16 protein-coding genes are annotated in these 20601 nt (G+C 38.4%); 6 read left to right on the top strand and 10 right to left on the bottom strand.

The genetic code is table 11. The features are described 5' to 3' along the window. Positions 1–65: 65 nt before the first annotated feature. The 6 genes from ACI48O_RS13585 to ACI48O_RS13560 form a co-directional block, all read right to left on the bottom strand. Positions 66–1148 carry a branched-chain amino acid aminotransferase gene (locus ACI48O_RS13585; protein ID WP_435562360.1) on the bottom strand — a complete coding sequence of 361 codons (1083 nt, stop codon included), beginning with the start codon at positions 1146–1148 and terminating at the stop codon, positions 66–68. Between the two features lie 143 nt (positions 1149–1291). Next, entirely contained in the window at positions 1292–1648 is a 357-nt protein-coding gene (locus ACI48O_RS13580) for an ArsR/SmtB family transcription factor (protein WP_435562359.1), read from the bottom strand. A gap of 45 nt (positions 1649–1693) precedes the next feature. After that, positions 1694–3427, bottom strand: a complete 1734-nt coding sequence (locus ACI48O_RS13575) for a SulP family inorganic anion transporter (RefSeq protein ID WP_435562435.1) — start codon at positions 3425–3427, stop codon at positions 1694–1696. Positions 3428–3582: 155 nt separating this feature from the next. Further along, the gene (locus ACI48O_RS13570) at positions 3583–4443 is read right to left on the bottom strand and encodes an MBL fold metallo-hydrolase (RefSeq protein ID WP_435562358.1); all 861 of its coding nucleotides are present in this window, start codon (positions 4441–4443) and stop codon (positions 3583–3585) included. 237 nt (positions 4444–4680) lie between these two features. Next, positions 4681–7890 carry a UvrD-helicase domain-containing protein gene (locus tag ACI48O_RS13565; RefSeq protein ID WP_435562357.1) on the bottom strand — a complete coding sequence of 1070 codons (3210 nt, stop codon included), beginning with the start codon at positions 7888–7890 and terminating at the stop codon, positions 4681–4683. Beyond that, positions 7883–10876, bottom strand: a complete 2994-nt coding sequence (locus tag ACI48O_RS13560) for a PD-(D/E)XK nuclease family protein (RefSeq protein WP_435562356.1) — start codon at positions 10874–10876, stop codon at positions 7883–7885. The genes ACI48O_RS13565 and ACI48O_RS13560 overlap by 8 nt, the downstream gene beginning before the upstream one ends. Positions 10877–10999: 123 nt before the next feature. Here ACI48O_RS13560 and cls point away from each other — a divergent pair, with 123 nt between their 5' ends. Further along, positions 11000–12445, top strand: coding sequence for a cardiolipin synthase (gene cls / locus ACI48O_RS13555; protein WP_435562355.1), 1446 nt, complete (start codon positions 11000–11002; stop codon positions 12443–12445). Positions 12446–12815: 370 nt separating this feature from the next. Here cls and ACI48O_RS13550 read toward each other — a convergent pair whose 3' ends face one another. The 4 genes from ACI48O_RS13550 to ACI48O_RS13535 all read right to left on the bottom strand — a co-directional run bounded on the left by ACI48O_RS13550 (position 12816) and on the right by ACI48O_RS13535 (position 15308). Further along, positions 12816–13493, bottom strand: coding sequence for a hypothetical protein (locus ACI48O_RS13550; protein ID WP_435562354.1), 678 nt, complete (start codon positions 13491–13493; stop codon positions 12816–12818). A gap of 27 nt (positions 13494–13520) precedes the next feature. Continuing rightward, positions 13521–13814 (bottom strand): hypothetical protein, encoded by a 294-nt coding sequence (locus tag ACI48O_RS13545; RefSeq protein WP_435562353.1) that lies wholly within the window; start codon positions 13812–13814, stop codon positions 13521–13523. A gap of 132 nt (positions 13815–13946) precedes the next feature. Continuing rightward, positions 13947–14255 carry an iron-sulfur cluster assembly accessory protein gene (locus ACI48O_RS13540; protein WP_435562352.1) on the bottom strand — a complete coding sequence of 103 codons (309 nt, stop codon included), beginning with the start codon at positions 14253–14255 and terminating at the stop codon, positions 13947–13949. An 81-nt stretch (positions 14256–14336) separates the two neighbouring features. Beyond that, positions 14337–15308, bottom strand: a complete 972-nt coding sequence (locus tag ACI48O_RS13535) for a DMT family transporter (protein WP_435562351.1) — start codon at positions 15306–15308, stop codon at positions 14337–14339. A 175-nt stretch (positions 15309–15483) separates the two neighbouring features. Here ACI48O_RS13535 and ACI48O_RS13530 point away from each other — a divergent pair, with 175 nt between their 5' ends. The 5 genes from ACI48O_RS13530 to ACI48O_RS13510 all read left to right on the top strand — a co-directional run bounded on the left by ACI48O_RS13530 (position 15484) and on the right by ACI48O_RS13510 (position 20594). Next, on the top strand, positions 15484–16227 hold the full coding sequence (locus ACI48O_RS13530; RefSeq protein WP_435562350.1) for a hypothetical protein: 744 nt from the start codon (positions 15484–15486) through the stop codon (positions 16225–16227). 391 nt (positions 16228–16618) lie between these two features. Then, positions 16619–17431 carry an amino acid ABC transporter substrate-binding protein gene (locus ACI48O_RS13525; protein WP_435562349.1) on the top strand — a complete coding sequence of 271 codons (813 nt, stop codon included), beginning with the start codon at positions 16619–16621 and terminating at the stop codon, positions 17429–17431. Positions 17432–17445: 14 nt separating this feature from the next. After that, positions 17446–18129 carry an amino acid ABC transporter permease gene (locus tag ACI48O_RS13520; protein WP_435562348.1) on the top strand — a complete coding sequence of 228 codons (684 nt, stop codon included), beginning with the start codon at positions 17446–17448 and terminating at the stop codon, positions 18127–18129. Positions 18130–18181: 52 nt separating this feature from the next. Continuing rightward, the gene (locus ACI48O_RS13515) at positions 18182–18928 is read left to right on the top strand and encodes an amino acid ABC transporter ATP-binding protein (RefSeq protein WP_435562347.1); all 747 of its coding nucleotides are present in this window, start codon (positions 18182–18184) and stop codon (positions 18926–18928) included. A gap of 721 nt (positions 18929–19649) precedes the next feature. Beyond that, positions 19650–20594 (top strand): magnesium transporter CorA family protein, encoded by a 945-nt coding sequence (locus ACI48O_RS13510; protein WP_435562346.1) that lies wholly within the window; start codon positions 19650–19652, stop codon positions 20592–20594. Positions 20595–20601 lie beyond the last annotated feature (7 nt).

Below are 20601 nucleotides of genomic sequence, written 5' to 3'. Positions count from 1 at the left end.
TAGGAAGATTTGGATGGCAAATAAAAGAGACGACCTAAAAGGATCGCCTCTTTCTGTTTTATAAATTAATCTTCTTTAACCTCAAGAACCCAGTTAAATGGATCTTCGATTTTACCATTTTGAATTCCGGTTACTGTGTTATATATATCTGTTGTTAACTTTCCTGTTTCTCCGTTGTTAATGATCATTTTTTGCCCGTTCCATAGCAATTCGCCTACTGGAGAAATGACTGCAGCTGTGCCTGAACCAAACACTTCTTCTAGTTGACCTTTTTGATAAGCCTCATAAATTTCATCAATTGAAATTCTGCGTTCTGAAACTGGCACATTCCAATGTTTTAATAGCTGAAGGATTGAATTTCTTGTAATCCCTTCTAAAATGCTGCCATTTAGGGAAGGAGTAACCACTTCACCATTGATTTTGAAGAAGATGTTCATGCTTCCAACTTCTTCAACATATTTCTTTTCTTTCCCATCGAGCCATAAAACCTGGGAATAGCCTTTTTCACCAGCAATTTCTTGTGCCTTTAAGCTGGCTGCATAGTTACCACCCGTTTTAGCCGTACCGGTTCCACCTTCTACCGTACGGGCAAACTCCTGTTCCACGGCAATTTTTACAGGAGCAATTCCTTCTTTATAATAGGAACCTACCGGTGACATAATGATCATAAATTTATATTGTGATGACGGACTTACGCCAAGATAAGGTTGGGTTGAAATAATGAAAGGACGAATGTACAAAGAGGTTCCTTCAACGGTTGGAATCCAGTCTTGATCCATCCAGACTAATTTTTTTAAACCCTCTAAAGCTAGTTCCTCATCAATATGTGGAATACATAAACGATCATTAGAAGAATTTAAACGTTGGAAGTTTTTCTCTGGACGAAATAGTAAAATTTTCTCATCCTTTGTTCGATATGCTTTGAGTCCTTCAAATACTGTTTGACCATAATGGAAAACCACTGAAGCTGGATCAAGTGAAATCGGTTGATAAGGAATGATGCTTGGAGAATGCCAGCCTTCACCTTCATTGTAATCCATCACAAACATATGATCTGTGAAAACTTTTCCAAATCCTAAATTGTGAAAATCAGGTTTTTCCTTTTTAGTAGTGGTTAGTTGGATATCAATTGTTTTGTGCCCACCCATTTTTGTTAGTCTCCTTATTAAAAAGTTTTAGTAAAACTTCCCATATTAAAAATCTATAAAAGCTATTTTACCTCTAATGATATGCTACAACAACATTTTAGCAAAAATTTTTGAAAATTACGGTAAGATTTTCTCACAGTATATTATACGTCCTTCTCTTTCAAATCCTTCCCAAAATCTTCGTTAAATTTATCCAGTAATAATGCCGTATCAATTAGATGATTATTAAAAATCTGCCGAACAAGGTTTAACAAGTCAATAATCATTGGATCCCTCAAGGAATAAAGGACACGATTTCCTTCCTTTGTTCCATAGACAATGTTTTTACTTCTTAAAATACTTAATTGCTGTGAAACTGAAGAACCTTCAGCCCCAATAATCGTTAGTAATTCATTAACATTTTTGTCGCCCTCAGCCAGCAGCTCAAGAATTCTAATCCTTAACGGATGAGCAAGAGCCTTAAAAAAATCTGCTTTAAATTGCTGTAACTGTAATTCCATTTTCTCCTCCAATTATAACTACAATAATCTTTACTATTTTCTTTATTATACTTGAAGTGTCATTTTTCCTCCAATTTCTTGGTGTTTCGACAATTGTGAGCATTCTTGGAAGGCGAAGTTTCGACAGCCAACGCATTTATGATAATTTAAATGGGTAAGCGCATAATCAATGGCATCTCCAGTATGTTCAAAAAAGTGATTGTTCCCGATTTCATGAAGCAGTCCTGTTTTTCTTAAAACCTCCATTGGCTGTGCTTGAATTCCTGAGATTAAAATAGTACCACCATGTTTTTGATAATGTCGGACAATGCTCGTTAATGTCCCCTCTCCCGTTGTGTCCATGTAAGGAACCTTCCCCATCCGTAAGATGAGCACCAATGGACGGTGATTAATCGTCGACATAATGGACTGTTCAAACATTTGCGCAGCCCCAAAGAACAGAGGTCCTTCTATAGTAAAAATGCCAATTTGCGGACAGTCATGCCCGTCATGTACCACGTAAGGTGCAACCTTTTTATCCTCTGATGAATGATCAGGCAGCACTTTTGCTACTGTTAATAATCCACTCATTCTCTTTACAAATAAGATTGCCGCCAATATTAACCCCACCTCGACAGCGATGGTTAGATTGGAAAATACCGTTAATAAAAATGTGATAACCAAAATAAAAGAGTCACTGGTTTTTGTAAATAAAACGTGTGCAAATGCTTTGCGCTCACTCATATTCCAAGCCACTACCATTAAGATTGGGGCCATACTGGCTAACGGAATATGGGAAGCATATGGTGCAAACAGTAACAGTACTAACAGAACAATAAGACCGTGGATGATTCCTGACATGGGGGATACTGCCCCGTTTTTAATATTGGTCGCCGTTCTGGCAATGGCACCTGTAGCAGGAATACCGCCAAATAATGGCGTTACCATATTTGCAATTCCTTGGCCGATCAGTTCTTTATTACTATTGTGTTTTGTACCAGACATCCCATCTGCTACCACGGCGGAAAGCAATGATTCTATTCCTCCTAAGATAGCAATCACAAATGCTGGCTGAAGCATTAGCATCATTTTTTCTAAGGAGAAATCAGGCAGGTGAAAACTAGGCAAATTATTGGGGATTTCCCCATAGGCTGAACCAATAGTCGCCACTTGTCCCGAAAAAAACAGAGTTGCTACTAAAGTTGATACTAACAGGCCAATTAACGGTCCTGGAACTTTCGGAACCCATTTTGGCGTCAGTAAAATAATCACTAAACAAATAGCAGACGTGATGACACTATATATATTAATTGTATTGAAATGCTGGACAATCTCACCAATATTAGCGATAAACTCCTCGTGTTTCTTTATTCCTGTAAGCCCTAAGAAGCTAGCAATCTGGCCGGTAAAAATAATCACGGCAATTCCGGACGTAAACCCAATTGTTACTGGACGAGGTATATATTTTATAAGTGAGCCTAATTTAAATAGACCCATCAAAAATAGCATAATACCAGCCATAAATCCTGCAATTAATAAATTCTCATAGCCATATGTCATGACTACTCCTAATAAAACAGGAATGAATGCACCTGTTGGACCGGCAATTTGAAATTTTGATCCTCCGAAAAGTGATATGAGAATTCCTGCGATAATCGTCGTGTAGATCCCATATTCCGGTTTTACTCCAGAAGCAATCGCAAACGCCATTCCGAGGGGGATTGCAATCACACCAACGATCGTCCCTGACAGAAAATCTCTTCTAAAGCTTTCGATAGAATAATCATTAAAACCATTCATAAAGCTCTTCACTAAAAAACCACCCTCGCAATATCTATATATTTGAATTTTTGAATATACGAAATATATTACTCTCCGTTTTTTCGTTTGTCTAGAAAAAACGGAGAGTAAATTTTACCTATCCTTCTATTTTTTTCGAGTTTACCATTTGATTTTTAATTCGAATTTTTTCCATTAATAAAATATTGAATGAACTCAAGATCATCCTGCGTTAAGTTTCGGCCAAATATGGGTTGAACATCTTTGCAAATTAAGTCTAAATGTTCACCATGTTTATTTAAGCTTTCTAAAATGGAACGACACTCTCGATTTTCCTGGAGAAACTCGGTGCGGTTAATCGGTTCTGAGTGCGAATGCAGATACCATTGAGCCTGAAAACGTTCTAACCGTTCTAAAAGGGGTACTACATTCGCTTTTGTATATTGCCGCTTCTCTGAGTAAATATCGCAGGAATTACAATCTCCTAAAAATAAAAATTGTTCGTCTTGTACATATATAACCGTAGAATCATCGGAATGGTCCCCGCCTACATGCTCAATTTGACACGTAAGATTACCTAAATCGATGAATAGCTTATCTTCGAATAGGATGTTTGGCATGCAGATTTGAATATCCCTTTTGTCTTTAAACTCTTTTTTAATCATTTCGGCACAAAAGGAAGTTTCTTTACCTGTTTGAACACGTTCATTTAATGAAGCATCATCCCACTTTAGCCCTTGCAATCGAAGCATGTGGTTAGCGGTTTTTATGTGGGCAATGATTGGTATATTAAACTGTGAAAGTCCAAAAATATGATCCCAATGCCAATGAGTTAATACAACAAAAGAAGGTTTTGGAATTCCATGGTCGGCTAATTCTTTATAAAATAGGTTTATATGCTTTGGCGAGTTCCCTCCATCCACCATTAAAACATGTTGGTCCCCGATGATTGCTCCCAAAATGGGGCGATCCGTCTCATGTGATGCCGATAAATAAAAGATCCGTTCAGAAAACTTGATTAATTTTTGGTTTCCCATATGACCTTTACTCCATTCCTATTACTCATTAAATAATCTATTCAGATAACTTCTCCTATCGTACGATTATTCTATGTGAAAAGTGAAATTCCTTTTATTAATTTTAAATTTGCTGGCTTAAACTTACATCATGCTGATTCATCCTACTATTCTACAATTTTCTGCGGTTTTTGGAGAAAAATAAACAGGGTCTGCTCCCATAATTTTTTGAGAGTCAGACCCTTATTAAAACAAAACCTATTCTATATACAATGAATCAACCGCGATAAAATAAAGGATTGTTTTGCTTACTTTTTCTTTTGTTAATTCCTCCCAAGCATCTTTATAAAAGGATAGCTGACTTTGATAAAAGCTGGCTAGCTTAGGAATGTCTTCAGGATTTTTTGGACGATCCGTTTTATAATCAACAATCACCCAGCCATCCTCTAGTTTATAAATAAGATCAATGATACCTTTAACTAAGATAGGGTGGTCTTGATGCGGCTCAGATTTGGCCACACTTAAATACAATGGCTGCTCTTTCTTTACCTTAAACGTAAAGGGTACCTCGGTAATAATTTCTTCTGCGATTTTAAGCTCTGCCCAAATAGAGGTCATCATAAAACGAGAAACCCACTCTTTTATTTCTTCTGTCCGCTCTGTTTGTATCGAGTATTTTTCCATGGCTATTTTTAAATAAGCATCCAAACTCACAGTTCCCTGTACCACTTTTTCTAAAACATCATGAATGAAAGAACCGAATTGCTTTCCACCGCCTTCCTCTCGTTCAATAAAGGACACAGTGGAGAAATCCTTTTCTTTAGTGGGATTCCAGTGATCATAGCTTTTCTCATTCAAATTCTTGAGTTTCTCCATTGTTAAAGATGCTTGGTTGTATTCCTCGATGAGGATCGACTCGGACATATAGGTAGACAAAATTGGCGTCTCATTTGTTATCTCCAACTCGATTATTTCATCAATTATGAAAAGAGGTTCCCAAGGATTTTTCTTATCACTTTTTGCACTTGAGCTAATGATTAACGCCTTTTCTGCTCTTGTTGCTGCAACATATAAAATCCGGAGTTCTTCTTCCGCTAAGTATAAAAGCTCCTCTTCTTTGAATACCTCCCAATTAAATGGCAGTGCCAAGTCTTTTTGAACATTTCCATTTTTTACTCGGAAGCAAAAGTAGCCTTTAGAAAGAAAATCTTCACGCTTTATGTGCTTGGATAAAAATGAATCAGTGCTAACCTGCTTTGCCGGGTGAGCAAGGAAAACGATTGGCGCCTCCAACCCTTTTGCTTTATGAACATTCATGACTCGAACTGCATCTGCATCCTCTTCAAGGTTCGCGACTACTGTTTTTTCATTTATCATTTCTACTAATAAAGTTGTGACTTGTTTGAAGGTCGTGTTTCCGTTCGCTTCTTGTTTGCGAAGCGCTGCTAAAATTTGCATTAAACTTTTGTACGCACGCTTACTTTGGCCGCTGTTCATTAATAAAACAGGAAGGCCGATATCTTCTATTACCTTTTCAATTGCCACAGTCGGGGCCAAGGTCCGAATCCATTTTTGATATAATCTTAGTTTAGCAAACGTCTCGTCGAACCGTTCTTTTAGCTCGGTATCCAATGATGACGGTAGCTCGCTATAAATCGAAAAGCTGCCACCAGCCATTTTCAACCGATACAGTTCCTCATCACTGATTCCAAAGAACATTCCTCGCATAGCTCCAATTAGACTTACCTCATCTGCTGGATCGGTGAACACTTGCATTAACATCTCAAGTTCTTGGAACTCTTTTATTTCCCCGATGACGATTTCTCCGCTTATACTGACTGGAACCCCGGCTTGTTCAATAATATTGGCATAAAAGGCAATCCCCTCTGTATATCGCGTTAACACCATGAAATCCTTAGGAGAGTAGCCTCTTTCCATCAGATTAAGAATCGCAGCAGCGATATTTTCTGCATCCTTCGTCATGATGTCTTGTTTCAGTGTATAATCCGACGGAACAGTCAATCTGTTCATTCCGGTAAAACCTTTTCCATCGTCTAAATGAAACGAGTTTAATGGACGGTAAGCTGCTTGATAAAGAGTTTCTTGCTGAGGCAAGTAGTTTGCAAAAATACTATTTAATTTGGTCGTAACACAATCGAGCGTTCTAAAATTCATTGTTAGCTGTAATACTTCACCGCCGTGTTCCTCCATTAACTGTTTCACGCGATTATACGTGTCAATATCGGCCCTGCGGAATCGGTAGATTGCTTGCTTCGGGTCACCAACAATGAACAAAGAGCCCGGTTTGGGGCGACAGCTAATCCAGTTTTTTTCATGAATATTTTCACTTACTAAAAAAAACATCAGCTCAGCCTGGATTGGATCAGTGTCCTGAAATTCATCAATCAGTAAAACTTTGTATTTTTCCTGAAAATACTTTCGTACAGGTGGATTTTCTTTAAGTAAATGAGCTGCATTTAATAACAGATCCTGAAAGTTTAAAAGGGATCGTTCGGATTTAAGTTTTTCATATTCGGCAAGAGCCCCCTGTAAAAAAGCAACAATAATAGGATGACAATTCTCCTTCCATTGCTTTATTAAAGGCTTAATGAACTGTTCAAATTCCGAAGAAATCCGCTCCGCATAATATTTTGCATCCTCTTTCGTTTTCCAACGATTCAAGGTTGGTTTTAAGTTCTTGTTAAACAACTCATAAAACTCGATCAAATCCCGATCTTTTTTTGGATCGATATGGCGCTCTTTTTTACAGGCGATTACAATTGTTTTTTGAAGAGAGTCATAGCCTTTATCTGGTTCCTGCTCAGGGATTGAATTTTGCGCCTCCTTGACTAATTTAATAAATGACTTAAAAGGAGCGCTTAAATCAGGTTTCTCCATTTTGGTTGTTACCCATAACACATCAGGATATTCCTTCATTTCTTTTAAACAATGAAACAATTGATCAACTGTCATTCCCAATTCATAGATTTTCTGTAATTCCCCTGAATTTTCCTGTTGAAGTTTATATAGATAAACTTGCCACGCCTCTTCTAGAAGCTCTACATCATCGCCTTCCTCAAGCTCAGAGAAATTGAGATCCAAACCGGCCTCAATCGGACGTTCCCGCAACAATTTCGCACAAAATGCATGAACTGTTCCCAAGAAGCAACTTTCGATATTTTGGAGTGCCACTTCTAAACGATGCTTTTCCTTATCTTTTTGCTCCTCTTTCCATGTTTTTTCTAACATGCTTTGAAAGCGAATCTTTAATTCATCAGCCGCTTTTCTTGTAAAGGTGATGGCCACAATTTCATTGATTTCACATGATCCGGTATAAATAAGATTCACCATTCGGTCTACAAGGCTTTTTGTTTTTCCCGACCCCGCACCCGCTTCAACCAAAAAATTCGTTTGAAGATCAAATGTAATTTTATCACGGGCAGATTGGTCAATGATTTGGTTATTCATATGCTCGAACCCCCCTGAAATTGTTGAGTCCATTAACCGATTGATCCATCCGTTTTGCCTCTAGAATGCTAGGATCATAGAAGCTTCTGCGGCAGGCAGCCTGAAACTTGCAGTAAGTACAATCATTTGCATCATCTGTCATTGGAAATTGACCGGAGCGAATTACATTGATGAGCTTCTCTAACAAATCCAATCCATTCTCTCGTAATCGATGATCTTGTTTTCTAGAAAAGCGTTGTCCATATCCCTTCGTTGTTGGAAAATAATAACTGCTTTCTTCGACTGCACCGTCAGCTAATTTTAAGTGTTGTTCTATGGCTAGTGCATAAACAAAATGCTGGAGCTGCCGGCCTCCTTTAAATGGCTTATTCATTCCATAACCATAGGTGCTTCCCGTTTTATAATCGATAATATGATATTTACCAATATTCGTTTCGTCCACTCGGTCTATTTTCCCCGCAAGACTCATTACCTCCCCGGAAGGAAGCTGTATTTTCGCAGGTTCGATGGAGCCGATCCCAAATGAATACTCAAAATATTTTGGTGAATGATGTTTACAATGTTCTTCCTCTTCTTTTAAAAAGATCATACAACAGTTATAAATGTCTTCCGTTTCCTTCTCAAATACACGTTGGCTTGGCGGAGGTGTTACGGCTGTTTGTCTCTGAATTAAGTCGTTTGCTATTTCAATAATGGCAGCTTTATGTGTGTTGAAAAAAGGTGTCTCGGCATTCTCGGTTACTTTTTTATAAAACGTTTCAAAGATTTCGTGAATTAAACTTCCCCTCGTTGGCGGATCTAACCATCGATAAGGATCGAAATGGACTTCCTCCACTGGACGAACCCCTAATATTTCTTGCAGAAAATAAGAATACGGACATGTTGCCAATGTTTCTAGCTTCCCTGCAGTCATCTTTTTTTCTAAATTTATTCTCGGGTCATAGCTTTCCGGATTAATATTTACTCGTCCATCAAATTCAGTAAATAAATCAGTATTCCTTGCTTCTTCTGCCTTTCTTCCCCTCCTAATGTTAGGAAACTGGTTCAGAATGTCTTCACCCACATGGCGGGATTGCTCTGTATTAAGTTCTTTGCTCCAAAAATCCAGTGGTTCGATGACAGGTGCAGAAGTACACACAGAAACCGCGGATAAATCCTGATAATCTGCATTATGATTGTTGATTACCATTCGATAGCATTGCAGAAAAAGGTGGGCAGGACTTACGGTTCGGTTCTCACAGATATCAAAATTTGAAAAGCTAGCGGTAATTTCGCCCTCGGCCTGAGCAAAAACCTGGAGCATCGTATAAATGGTTTCCTTTCCTTTTTCCCTCATTAATGGAAGACCGCTCCCTAATTTCATTCTTTCTGCATCAAGCAGTAACGGATTCTCACTTGAATCACCTGGAAATCTTCGGTTGTCCAATCCGACGATAAAAAGCTTGGAACGATTTTGGTATATCCCTTGTTTGAACGAAGTTACATGTAAATGGCCTGGCTTCGGCCGCGACCGATTGATTTTCACGGACATCAGCAGGTCCATCAGCTTCTCGAATGCATCATAGTTTTTCATATCTTGATTTGAATACGGAATGATTTTTTGGATTTCTTCTATAAGATCGATTTTTGCTGACTGATCGGTAATCGATGTCGCACGCGCAATTTTGGAAAGAAAATACTCTATTCCTGATAACAAAGACTTGAAGTTGATGGTTGGTTCGACCGCTGGTAAATGCTTAAACATTTTTTTAAACATTTGCATGAGCCAGCTTAATTCTCTGATTCTTGTTTCGTATCGTTCAATATTGGAGGAGCTGTCTTGCTGGTCCATTTTTTCATTTAGGCGATTCATCTCCGCTTGCAGCCTAGACACGTAACGGTCTTTCCCCCAGCCAATCTGACAATCACGAAGATATTTCATTATCTTTACTTTAGATGGTGCACCATCTTCAAGTTCAATGATATTTTCATTTAACATTGTCAAAAATACGGGCAAACTATAGTTGGATTGAATCCACTCCTTTAACAAGGCCACGAGCCTGCCCGGGCGGCTGAAGGAAACAGGAATTCCTTCCCCAAAGGTAATCGGAAGACTCATACTTTCGGATAAGTGGTAAAACAAGGTTACGTATGGCTCCGGATTCGTATAATATACAGCTGCTTCGTCTAATTTTGTATTGCTGTCAATCAGAACCTTAACTATTCGCTTCACTTCAATGTCTTCTGTTTTGGCTATAAAAATAGCGAGATTGGCCTTTTCTTTACTCGCCCCCGGTTGATAGAGATAACTGAATGGAGATGTTCCTTCCCAGGCAATAGACCGCAGGCTTGTCCGCTCAGGAATATCAATCCCATACACATGTTCTAGAGGAAGCTTATAAACATTTTCGTTGAGCAGCTTGGTAAGAAATTGTTCTTCAAGTTGGGTCAATGGTAAATTGGATTGTAAAATGAAAATGTCATCGGCTTGTGGCGGTTCAAAAGACATCACTTTACGGTAAAGTTCAGCATCGTCCATGAAATGGAGGCTTTGTAATAGATGTTCAAATTCTGTCATAAGTAAAACTATATCTTCTCCTTTTTCAGGTGAAAGAAACAGCTCAGCTTTTAAGGATTTCGAAGTAAAATTGGCTAAACGAAGGGTTTGGATGGTTTGATAAATTGCATGACTAAATGAAGGTGTTATTTCTAATTTGGAAAAATAGCGAAATTGAACATTGTCCCTTAATTTCTTAAGAAACTGGTATGTAAGATGGGTTCCAACTGTATGTTCTAAAAAATTGCCAGGTGTCGTTGAATGCAACTCAAAATATTCCAATGCAAGGTCTCGTGTAGTCTTATAGGAAAGATTGATGGCAAATTGCCCATGATTGGAAATAGCCTCAATTAGCTCTTCTCCGATTGCGTGCGATTCAACAATGATCGTTTTTCTCTTAAGTGGATATAAGTTACAAATAGTGTGCAGTTTTGACAGCAGTGACTTCATTAAATTTCATCCCTCCTCATAACCTGTCCTTATTATCCCATTTCCTCCAAATCACAGCAATTATTGAAACTTCATCCTATATATGTTCTACTATAATAAAGAATGACAAGAGAGGAGAATATAATGCAAATAACGACCGTACTATTAGGGATTTTTATGGTATTGAATTTGTTGTTAGCCGGTATCGTAGTATTCCTAGAACGGCGAAATGTTAGTGCAACATGGGCGTGGTTAATGGTATTATTTTTTATCCCTGTGTTAGGATTTATTTTATATATCATTTTCGGTCAAAATTTAAGCAGAAGAAGAATCTTTAAATGGGATAAACATGAACATACATATTTACAAAGAGCGGTATTTGCTCAGATGAAGTTAATTGAGGAAAACCGTTCCGAATTTCGGCAGCCGGTCATTCATGAATACAAGGACCTTATTTACTTACATTTAAATAACAATGAGGCATTGTTTACCGAAAATAACGGTCTGCGAATTTTTACAGATGGGCACGAAAAATTTGATGCATTGTTAAGCGACATTTATAGTGCAACAGAACATATCCATTTAATCTACTATATAATCCGTGATGATGACTTAGGCAGAAAAATCTCTGATGCTCTTGCAGCGAAAGCAAGGCAAGGCGTAGAGGTCAGGGTGCTATATGATGACAGCGGTTCGAGATATTTATCGAGGCGCTTTAAAAAACAAATTGAGCAGGCAGGCGGTAAGATTGAATCGTTCTTTCCAGGAAAAATTCCGTTAATCAACCTGCGGGTGAATTACCGAAATCATCGTAAGATGGCCATTATTGACAGCAAAATTGGCTATATTGGTGGTTTCAATATCGGCAATGAGTATTTAGGGTTAAATCCAAAATTCGGCTATTGGCGGGATACTCACCTGAGGATAGAGGGAGAAGCGGTGAACAATCTCCAATCGAGATTCATGCTTGACTGGAACCAAGCCTCAAAAGTCAAAATCTCCTTTAAAGATTATTACTACCCAACCTTAGCAAAACAAGGGGAAATTGGGATTCAAATCGTTTCGAGCGGGCCGGATTCAGAATGGGAACAGATTAAACACGGCTATATAAAAATGATTTTATCCGCCAAAAAATATGTCTATATTCAAACGCCCTATCTTATCCCTGATGAAAGTTTATTGGATGCGCTTAAAATAGCAGCCTTTTCGGGTGTTGATGTGCAAATCATGATTCCGAATAAGCCTGACCACCCATTTGTTTATTGGGCAACCTACTCTAATGCAGGGCAATTATTAAGAGCCGGCGTAAAGATTTTCACTTATGAAAACGGGTTCCTCCATGCCAAAATGATAGTTGTCGATGGTCAAATTGCCTCAGTCGGAACAGCAAATATTGATGTTCGTAGTTTCCGATTGAATTTTGAGGTTAACGCCTTTTTGTATCACTCAGAAACAGCCCAGAAATTAGTCAAGATATTCGCGGAAGATATTCAACATTCCTCCGAATTAACGCCGGAAAAATACCAAAAACGCTCGATCATGATTCAAACAAAAGAATCCATTTCACGCCTTTTGTCGCCAATTCTATAATTACTGTGTAACTGGTCAAGAGTAATTTGGGCTTGGTCTTAACAAAGGGAAAACTCGCCAATTTTGCTGGCGAGTTTTCTTTATTATAGATCCTTAGTTGAACGAAGTTAGGGTATTTGGCGGACATAGAGGCCCTTATTTTGACCATATTGCCTATTAAATACATTTTAACGGACACACGATCCGTTAATGTAGTAAAAACAAGCAAATCAGCCTCTCATTTTAACAAATAAGGAATCTGGTGTCCGTTTAACCAACAAAACAACACTTTTTTGGAAAAATAGCGGAACGTATGTCCGCATATATGATCAATCGCGCTGAACAAACAAAGCTTCTAACTAAAAAATCTAGTTAGAAGCCCATTTGTTCCTTAAGAGAAATCAGTTTCGAAATTGCTCATTTTATCCATATGGGATGCAATCATAGCGATGATCGTACTAGCTTCCTCTTTGCTAAAGATAAAATTTGACTCATCCCTAATCATTTCATCATCGTCTGTCCAAATACGGTTTACTCTTCGGAGTACTCCATCTCCTGTTTCAGTTACAATTCCAAATTGGTATGTAACCTCAACATCATCCTCTTCCATGTATGCTGTCACTTCAGGGGTTTCCCATTCCACATCAATTTCTTCAAAAATATCTCTAGGTTCATCGGCTTCGGCCATATGGTATTCTTCCTCATCAAAATCATCATCTTCAACAGCGACTAGTACATCTTCATCTATTTCATCGTCATCATTGATAAAGTCATGTAAGCTCTCATGAACCGCATCAACAATATCCTCGATATCAAATAAAACCACCCTCGAGGTCTGCCCTAAGTCAGCGTCAAATGATTCATAAAAGAAATCCTCGTGTGCCGGATCATAGGATATCGTGCAAAAATATACCCGTTCATCATCCTCGGTCTCAACAAAAAATTCAATTCTCGGATACTTTGCTCCACGTTCAATGGTCATATGACCCACTTGATCGTATTTTGCACAAATCGATTCAAGATGATCCTCAAGTTCACCACATACTCGATCAAACCATTCTAATGACATATTCACCGCATCCTTTTTTTAAATTTTTTATTGATCTTCACAATCTTGGTGATCACCATAAACCATGGACAGCATTAAAGCAGAATCATGCTCTGAGACATTTTTATAGCTTTTCGCAAATGCTTTAAGACTATCACAAAAACCGACATTATCATCTCCTATACTTTCCGTCCAGCTAATAAAATTTTGATAATCGTATAGCGGGTCATAGGAATTAAATGTTGCGACAACGATATTCGGATCTCCTAAAGTTGTTACTTCGATTCCATTGTAATTTTTAGGATCGGATTCATCATGTTTTGTACAAGCAAAAAAAATCATTCCGCCTCACCCCTTTATGACTCATCAAGTTTAGTTTTCTCGACTGAAGAAAAATTATAAGAAGAGAAATATTTCCATACAAATAAAAAAAGCCAAAGGAATGATTTTCCCTGGCTTTAACTCAAACATGAATTAATGATGGTGGTGATGTCCTGCTTTTGACGGGTTCGTAATGACAAATTCCTCTTTCGGTACTTGGAAATATTGAATCCATACCCCATCAAGAAATTCTTCCCGTTTATCTAATAAAATGTCGATTCCTTTATCGGTTTTGACAATTTCATCATGTTCAGTCGGGGTATCAAATTTTATATCATAGTGAGCATGGTCTCCATGCATATGTGTAATATAAACACGAAGCATTTTTCCATCAGCTGCATCATTATTAGCTAACATTTCATTTAACGCTTTTGCTGCCATACGATTAATCTTACACTTCATCTTAATCACCTTTTTGTTGTTTTTTATTTATCATATCTTGTCCTTTAATGAAAGGCAAAAATCACAAATGAAAAGCTTCCCTTAAAGCTGAACTGCTCTTGGCTTGGCAGAGCTCCTTTTCCTTACAGACATAAGACTATGTAGAATCATTCCCCCAATTACGAGCACCATTCCGGTACTAGATAGTAGGGATGGAAAAGGGCTGGAAAGAACGAAAACCTCCCCTGCTAACGCAAAAACAACCTCTAACGACTGTGTTGCTTCAACAGCTGCAAGCTTTTGCATATTTCCTCGCACTAAATCAGTTGCCGCAAAAAATAACACGGTCGCAAAGACACCCGAAAATAAAGCTACTGCTCCCGATTGAACGACTTGGTCCCAACTAGGACTTCCTACTGTCCATAAACCAACCATAGAAAGAATGATCCAAAACGGTAAACTAGCCATCGTCATTCCCAATACCCGTTGATAAACGTCCAGATTACTTTGACAAAGGTCCATCATTTTTCGATTCCCTAAAGGATAAGCAAACGAGGCAACAATGAGCGGGACAATAGACAAGGCCGCTTGTGCCAGAGAAAGCTGAGTTGCATGATCAATTTGCATAATGACTACACCCACAACAATAATCATGGACATGGCCAGTCCCCTATATGGGATTTTCCCACGGACTTTCATGGGACCGTTCTTTGTTTCTATCGTAATATAAAAAAGCGGGACAAGGAGTGATCCTGAAATAATCGTAATTTGCCAAGTACTTGCAATTAACCAGCCTGGTCCATAAGCGGCTGCAAAGCATAGTGGAGCATAAAATAAGCCAAATCCGACTGAACTCCAAAGGAGCCATTGCCAATAATGATTTTTCATATGTACAAATAACGGTCCCACATTCCCTCTAATGAATACGATTAAAAACAAAAAGGGAACCATTAGAAAATAGCGTAGCGAAGCACTCCAAATCCAGCTTCCCCCTTCAAGCTCCATTGACCGGTTGAGCACGAACGTAAATGCAAAAAAGAAGGCCGCAAAAATTCCTAACACAATTGGGCGCAATCACATCACCTCTTCTACTAATGTAGTTCCCATTATCATACTATAAAACCTATTTAAATGGTTATAAAACCGAATCTTTCTTTCTCTACAGATGCAACAGCGGTTCTAACAAAATTCATTATTTTTACATAGGATAAAGAGTACTGCCCTTAAAATACGTAATCGAGGTGAAAAGATGAATTTATTCCAAAATAAACAAGCTGAATCAAAGGTCCATTTATCCATACCAGAAGATTCAGGATCAAATCAGGATATTTACCGTCTTCAATATATGGAGGAGCTGTTAAGACACCAAGAATCAATCAATCAAAAATTAGCCGATTCAATTGAATCGATTAACAACCTGTTCGAAAATGAGATTGTTAGCCACAAAAACCAACATGAAACAATCACAGCAAGAATTGAACACCAAAACGAAGCTCAGGAACTGATACTGTCGAACTTAACCCATTTGGAAGCAGCCGTTACTGAAAAACTAGAGCAAATAAATAAGGACCATGACAAGCTCACTCAATTAGCCAGCAAAGAAGAAATTTTCCATCAGGCGCTCCTTGCCCAATTAACAACTCAAGACCAAATTACCAATACATTATTAAAAAAATTAACTGATCTTGAAAAGTTCTCCCATGAATTAAATGAGCAAATGCAAGAAAACCAGCGAAATCTTTCCTCAAAATTAGAGGTTCAAGATGTTTATCACCAAACTGTGATGGAAAGAATTGACCACCAGGAGGCACTCGCTCATAAAATGGACCGTCAGCTTGACAGCCTAAAAGCATTATTTTTTGAACGAATCGCTCACATATCAGATAAAATCGAATCCCAAACAAAGCATATGATCAAAACATTTTCCGGACTCCTATTTAAACCAGCAAAAAGTAATGAAGAAGACAACAAAGAACAGACAACCATTCTTTAAGATTTTTAATATGAACGCTGTGTTAAAGAACAATGTTATTTTTAAGCACTCTGTTGATTGGAGCGGAAGGTGCGAGACTCCTGCGGGAGAAGGTGTCACGGGAGACCCCACAGGCGCTTGCGCCGAGGGAGGCTCCCGGACTCCCCCGCGGAAAGGGAGCACCTGGAGTGGAAATCAACAGGCAAGTTTAATAAGACTAAAAAAGGGGCTGACAGGGCACGATCAATTACCCTGGTCAGCCTCTTACTATTTTTAAAAATAATGTTTAAAAAATGTTTCATTACAGAAAATAAGATTATTGTTAGCTAATTATTGACACTATACATCCTGTATATTATCCTAAAATAGCTATTCTATATAAAACCTATTACATTACTGGGGGATTCCTAACATGAAGAAAACACTATTACTCTTTCTCAGTCTCTTTCTTGTACTAGCCTTAGCAGCTTGCAACACTCAGAACGACGATGAAAAAGCTGCTGACAAATCCGATGAAACTGCAAGCCTATATGACCAAATTAAGGAAAAAGGCGAAATTTCAATTGGTACTGAAGGTACATATGCTCCATTTACGTTCCATGATGAAGATGGAAAACTTACTGGATTTGATGTGGAAGTAGCTGAAGAAGTGTTTAAGCGCCTTGGTATTAAACCAAAGTTTGTTGAAGGAAAATGGGACGGCTTAATTGCTGGTTTAGATGCAAAACGTTACGATTTAGTAGCGAATGAAGTATCCATTAATCCTGAACGTCAAGAAAAATACGATTTCTCTGAACCATATATCGTATCGAAAGCAGTTCTAATTGTTGCTGAAGGAAATGATACCCTTAAATCGTTTGATGATCTTAAAGGGAAAAAGTCTGCTCAATCTTTAAACAGTAACTATTACAAAATGGCAGAAGAGCTTGGAGCTACGATTACTCCAGTTGAAGGATTCAGCCAGGCGATTGACCTCGTTACATCAGGTAGAGTCGACGCTCATATCAACGATAACCTTTCATACCTGGATTTGAAAAAACAACGCCCTGAGCTTCAAACTAAGATTGCTGCAGAAGAAGAAAATGCAACACAAAACGCATTCCTTTTCCGTAAGGGCAGCGATGAATTAATTGAAGCAGTAAACGGTGCACTTGCAGAAATGAAAGAAGATGGAACGTACTTAGAAATATCAGAAAAATGGTTTGGTACAGACGTATCCAAATAAGGGATTGAGGGACAATGTTTACAACCGATCGTTCAGAACGAATTATAGGAATCCTTAGTGATTCCTTTTTTCCTATTTTACAGGCAGGGATTTCTTTTACGATCCCGTTAACATTAATTTCATTTGTACTTGGACTTATGCTTGCTTTATTTACTGCGCTGGGACGATTATCAGGTTTCCAGCCGTTAATATTCATTACCAAGTTCTATGTTTGGATTTTCCGGGGTACTCCCCTTTTAGTTCAACTATTCATACTTTTTTACGGTTTACCAAGTGTAGGACTAATGTTAGACCCCTTCCCTGCTGCTGTTATCGGCTTCTCTCTGAATGTAGGAGCCTATGGCTCTGAAATTATTCGAGCAGCTATTCAATCGATTCATAAAGGGCAATGGGAAGCGGCATTCTCAGTAGGAATGACAAGAGCTCAGGCAATGAGAAGAATCATTTTACCACAGGCCGTTCGGGTGTCGATTCCTCCATTAGGGAATTCGTTTATCAGCCTTGTAAAGGATACTTCTTTAGCTGCTACGATAACCGTTCCAGAAATGTTTCAAAAAGGCCAGCAGGTCGTTGCGGTAACCTATGAACCATTATGGCTCTATATTGAGGTAGCTTTTATTTATTTAATTTTTAGTACGATACTATCCTATTTCCAAGAAAAGCTTGAAAAACGATTTGAACGTGGTATTGCAAAATAAAAAATCATCTTCAAATATGCCTTTTTTAGCTGAATAAGGATGGAGGGAAACAATGATTTCTGTTGAGAATTTGCATAAACGGTTTGATAGCTTAGAGGTACTCCATGGGATTAATTTAACAATCGAAAAAGGAAAAACAGCCGTTATTATTGGTCCCTCAGGCTCAGGAAAAACAACACTTTTACGCTGTTTGAACCTGCTTGAGATTCCAAACGAAGGAAAAATATCTCTAGGCGATAAATCGATTGTTCTAACCAATAATTCAAAACTCGCCTCGGCTGAGGTCACATCATTTCGGCAGCAAACCGGAATGGTGTTTCAAAATTACAATCTATTCCCCCACTTAACGGCTGTCGAAAATGTTATGGAGGGGCAAATAGTCGTTTTAAAGCGTTCAAAAGCTGAAGCGAAAACGAAAGCACTTCACCTTCTGGAAAAGGTCGGATTATTGGAAAGAGCTGAAATGTATCCACACCAGCTTTCAGGCGGTCAACAGCAACGCGTTGGAATCGCACGGGCGATGGCAATGGATCCTGCTGTGCTACTATTTGATGAACCTACTTCTGCACTGGATCCGGAGCTTGTTGGCGAGGTACTAAAGGTCATAAAGGATTTGGCAGAAGAAGGCATGACCATGGTCGTTGTTACCCATGAAATGCAATTTGCCCGTGACGTTGCCGATCAAGTTATTTTTATGGATCAAGGAAAAATCATTGAAAAAGGTTCACCAGAGGAAATATTTAACAACACAAATAACCCCCGCATGTCGCAATTTCTAAATAAAGTAATCGCCCGTTAAATGCATGGATATCCATGCATTTTTTTGTTTTTGAGAGGAGGGTTCAGGGACAAATTCGGGTTAAGATTCCGTGGTTTTGTCCTTTAGAGAGGGTGTCTAGGACAAATCTGGCTGGAATTGTTGTCGTTTTGTCCTTGAGAGGAGGTTTCAAGGACAAATCCGGCTGGAATTGTCGTCGTTTTGTCCTTTAGAGAGGGTGTCTAGGACAAATCACACTGCTATTACCTTACTTTTGTCCTTGAGAGAGCCCATCAAGGACAAATCACACTGCTATTACCTTCGTTTTGTCCTATAGAGAGCGTCTCAAGGACAAATCACGCTACAATTACCTTCGTTTTGTCCTATAGAGAGCGTCTCAAGGACAAATCACGCTACAATTACCTTCGTTTTGTCCTTTAGAGAGGGCGTCAAGGACAAATCACACTGCTATTACCTTCCTTTTGTCCTTGAGAGAGGGCGTCAAGGACAAATCACACTGCTATTACCTTCCTTTTGTCCTTGAGAGAGCCCATCAAGGACAAATCACCCCACAATTTCCTTCCTTTTGTCCTTGAAAGAGCCCCTAAAGGACAAATCACCCCACAATTACCCTCCTTTTGTCCTTGAGAAGGGTTTTCCACAGAAATATTTAACATAACCTATTAAATAAATAACCCTATATTGGGAAAATTAACTTAGACAGCATCATAAATTTAACCTCCTTCCGAAAGAAGGCATTTACATGTGGCTCTATCAAGCATCAAACAACCAAATCCAAAAACTCGATACTTTTTCAATCCCAAACCAGGATGAAGTTGCATGGTTTTATCTCGATCATTCAAACAAAAAACAAATTATAGACCAGCTTCCTATCCACCAGCTGGCAAAGAAAAATCTGCTTCATTTTTCCGAAATCCCCAAGGTCAATGAATATGAAAATGAAGTAGTATTGTCGATTTGTTCGATAACCCCAAATTATGAAACAGTAAAAGTAAATATATTAGCTGCGAAAAACTATGTAATAACGATTGTGGATGAAAAAGAAAAAAAGCTTTTCCAGCCACTCCCTACTCTATTCAGAGAAGATCCGAAGCAGATGGCTCATCCAGGGCAAATACTGTTCCATGTTATTAATACGGCAACAGACCACATTTTAACTGCCATTGATGAAATAGCCGATGAACTATTGAAGCTTGAAAAAAGTGTTTTTAAAGACCCTTTTGAAAATCAAATAGGGAAAACGGCCTATCGCTGGAAATCACGCTTACATGGATTAAGGCAAATGATTGAGCCTCAAGAAGAGGTAATAAAGGTGGCAGGTAAAGAGGATTTCCCATTTTCCAATGATGAATCTAGATTTTATTTTCAAGATTTAGAAAGTGATCAATCCAGAATCATCAGTGCACTTGATACTTTCAAAGAAAACCTGATGAGTATATACAATCTTCAAATGTCATTAAAAGCGGATCATACGAATGCCATCATGAAAACATTAACGTTAGTCAGTGTTATCTTTTTGCCGATGACCTTTCTTGCAGGGTTATATGGGATGAATTTTGAGCATATGCCGGAATTAAAATGGCGTTTTGGCTATGGAGCTGCACTTATATTGATGTTCGGGGTTGGTACAATCATCGCGGCATTTTTTCGAGTCAAAGGCTGGTGGGGTAAAAATGAACAAAAATAAACGAATT

Source organism: Neobacillus terrisolis (assembly GCF_051233475.1).
Taxonomy (GTDB): Bacteria; Bacillota; Bacilli; order Bacillales; family Cytobacillaceae; genus Bacillus_BU.
Note: the sequence above shows the minus strand (reverse complement) of the source record. Positions and strands in the feature narration are given on the sequence as shown.

Bases quoted from the DNA above. Each gene is read 5' to 3' on its own strand.
- ACI48O_RS13515 (WP_435562347.1), top strand. From the start codon at position 18,182: ATGATTTCTGTTGAGAATTTGCATAAACGGTTTGATAGCTTAGAGGTA.
- ACI48O_RS13550 (WP_435562354.1), bottom strand. From the start codon at position 13,493: ATGTCATTAGAATGGTTTGATCGAGTATGTGGTGAACTTGAGGATCAT.
- ACI48O_RS13585 (WP_435562360.1), bottom strand. From the start codon at position 1,148: ATGGGTGGGCACAAAACAATTGATATCCAACTAACCACTACTAAAAAG.
- cls (WP_435562355.1), top strand. From the start codon at position 11,000: ATGCAAATAACGACCGTACTATTAGGGATTTTTATGGTATTGAATTTG.
- ACI48O_RS13575 (WP_435562435.1), bottom strand. From the start codon at position 3,427: ATGAATGGTTTTAATGATTATTCTATCGAAAGCTTTAGAAGAGATTTT.
- ACI48O_RS13525 (WP_435562349.1), top strand. From the start codon at position 16,619: ATGAAGAAAACACTATTACTCTTTCTCAGTCTCTTTCTTGTACTAGCC.
- ACI48O_RS13510 (WP_435562346.1), top strand. From the start codon at position 19,650: ATGTGGCTCTATCAAGCATCAAACAACCAAATCCAAAAACTCGATACT.
- ACI48O_RS13545 (WP_435562353.1), bottom strand. From the start codon at position 13,814: ATGATTTTTTTTGCTTGTACAAAACATGATGAATCCGATCCTAAAAAT.
- ACI48O_RS13570 (WP_435562358.1), bottom strand. From the start codon at position 4,443: ATGGGAAACCAAAAATTAATCAAGTTTTCTGAACGGATCTTTTATTTA.
- ACI48O_RS13540 (WP_435562352.1), bottom strand. From the start codon at position 14,255: ATGAAGTGTAAGATTAATCGTATGGCAGCAAAAGCGTTAAATGAAATG.
- ACI48O_RS13530 (WP_435562350.1), top strand. From the start codon at position 15,484: ATGAATTTATTCCAAAATAAACAAGCTGAATCAAAGGTCCATTTATCC.
- ACI48O_RS13560 (WP_435562356.1), bottom strand. From the start codon at position 10,876: ATGAAGTCACTGCTGTCAAAACTGCACACTATTTGTAACTTATATCCA.
- ACI48O_RS13520 (WP_435562348.1), top strand. From the start codon at position 17,446: ATGTTTACAACCGATCGTTCAGAACGAATTATAGGAATCCTTAGTGAT.
- ACI48O_RS13565 (WP_435562357.1), bottom strand. From the start codon at position 7,890: ATGAATAACCAAATCATTGACCAATCTGCCCGTGATAAAATTACATTT.
- ACI48O_RS13580 (WP_435562359.1), bottom strand. From the start codon at position 1,648: ATGGAATTACAGTTACAGCAATTTAAAGCAGATTTTTTTAAGGCTCTT.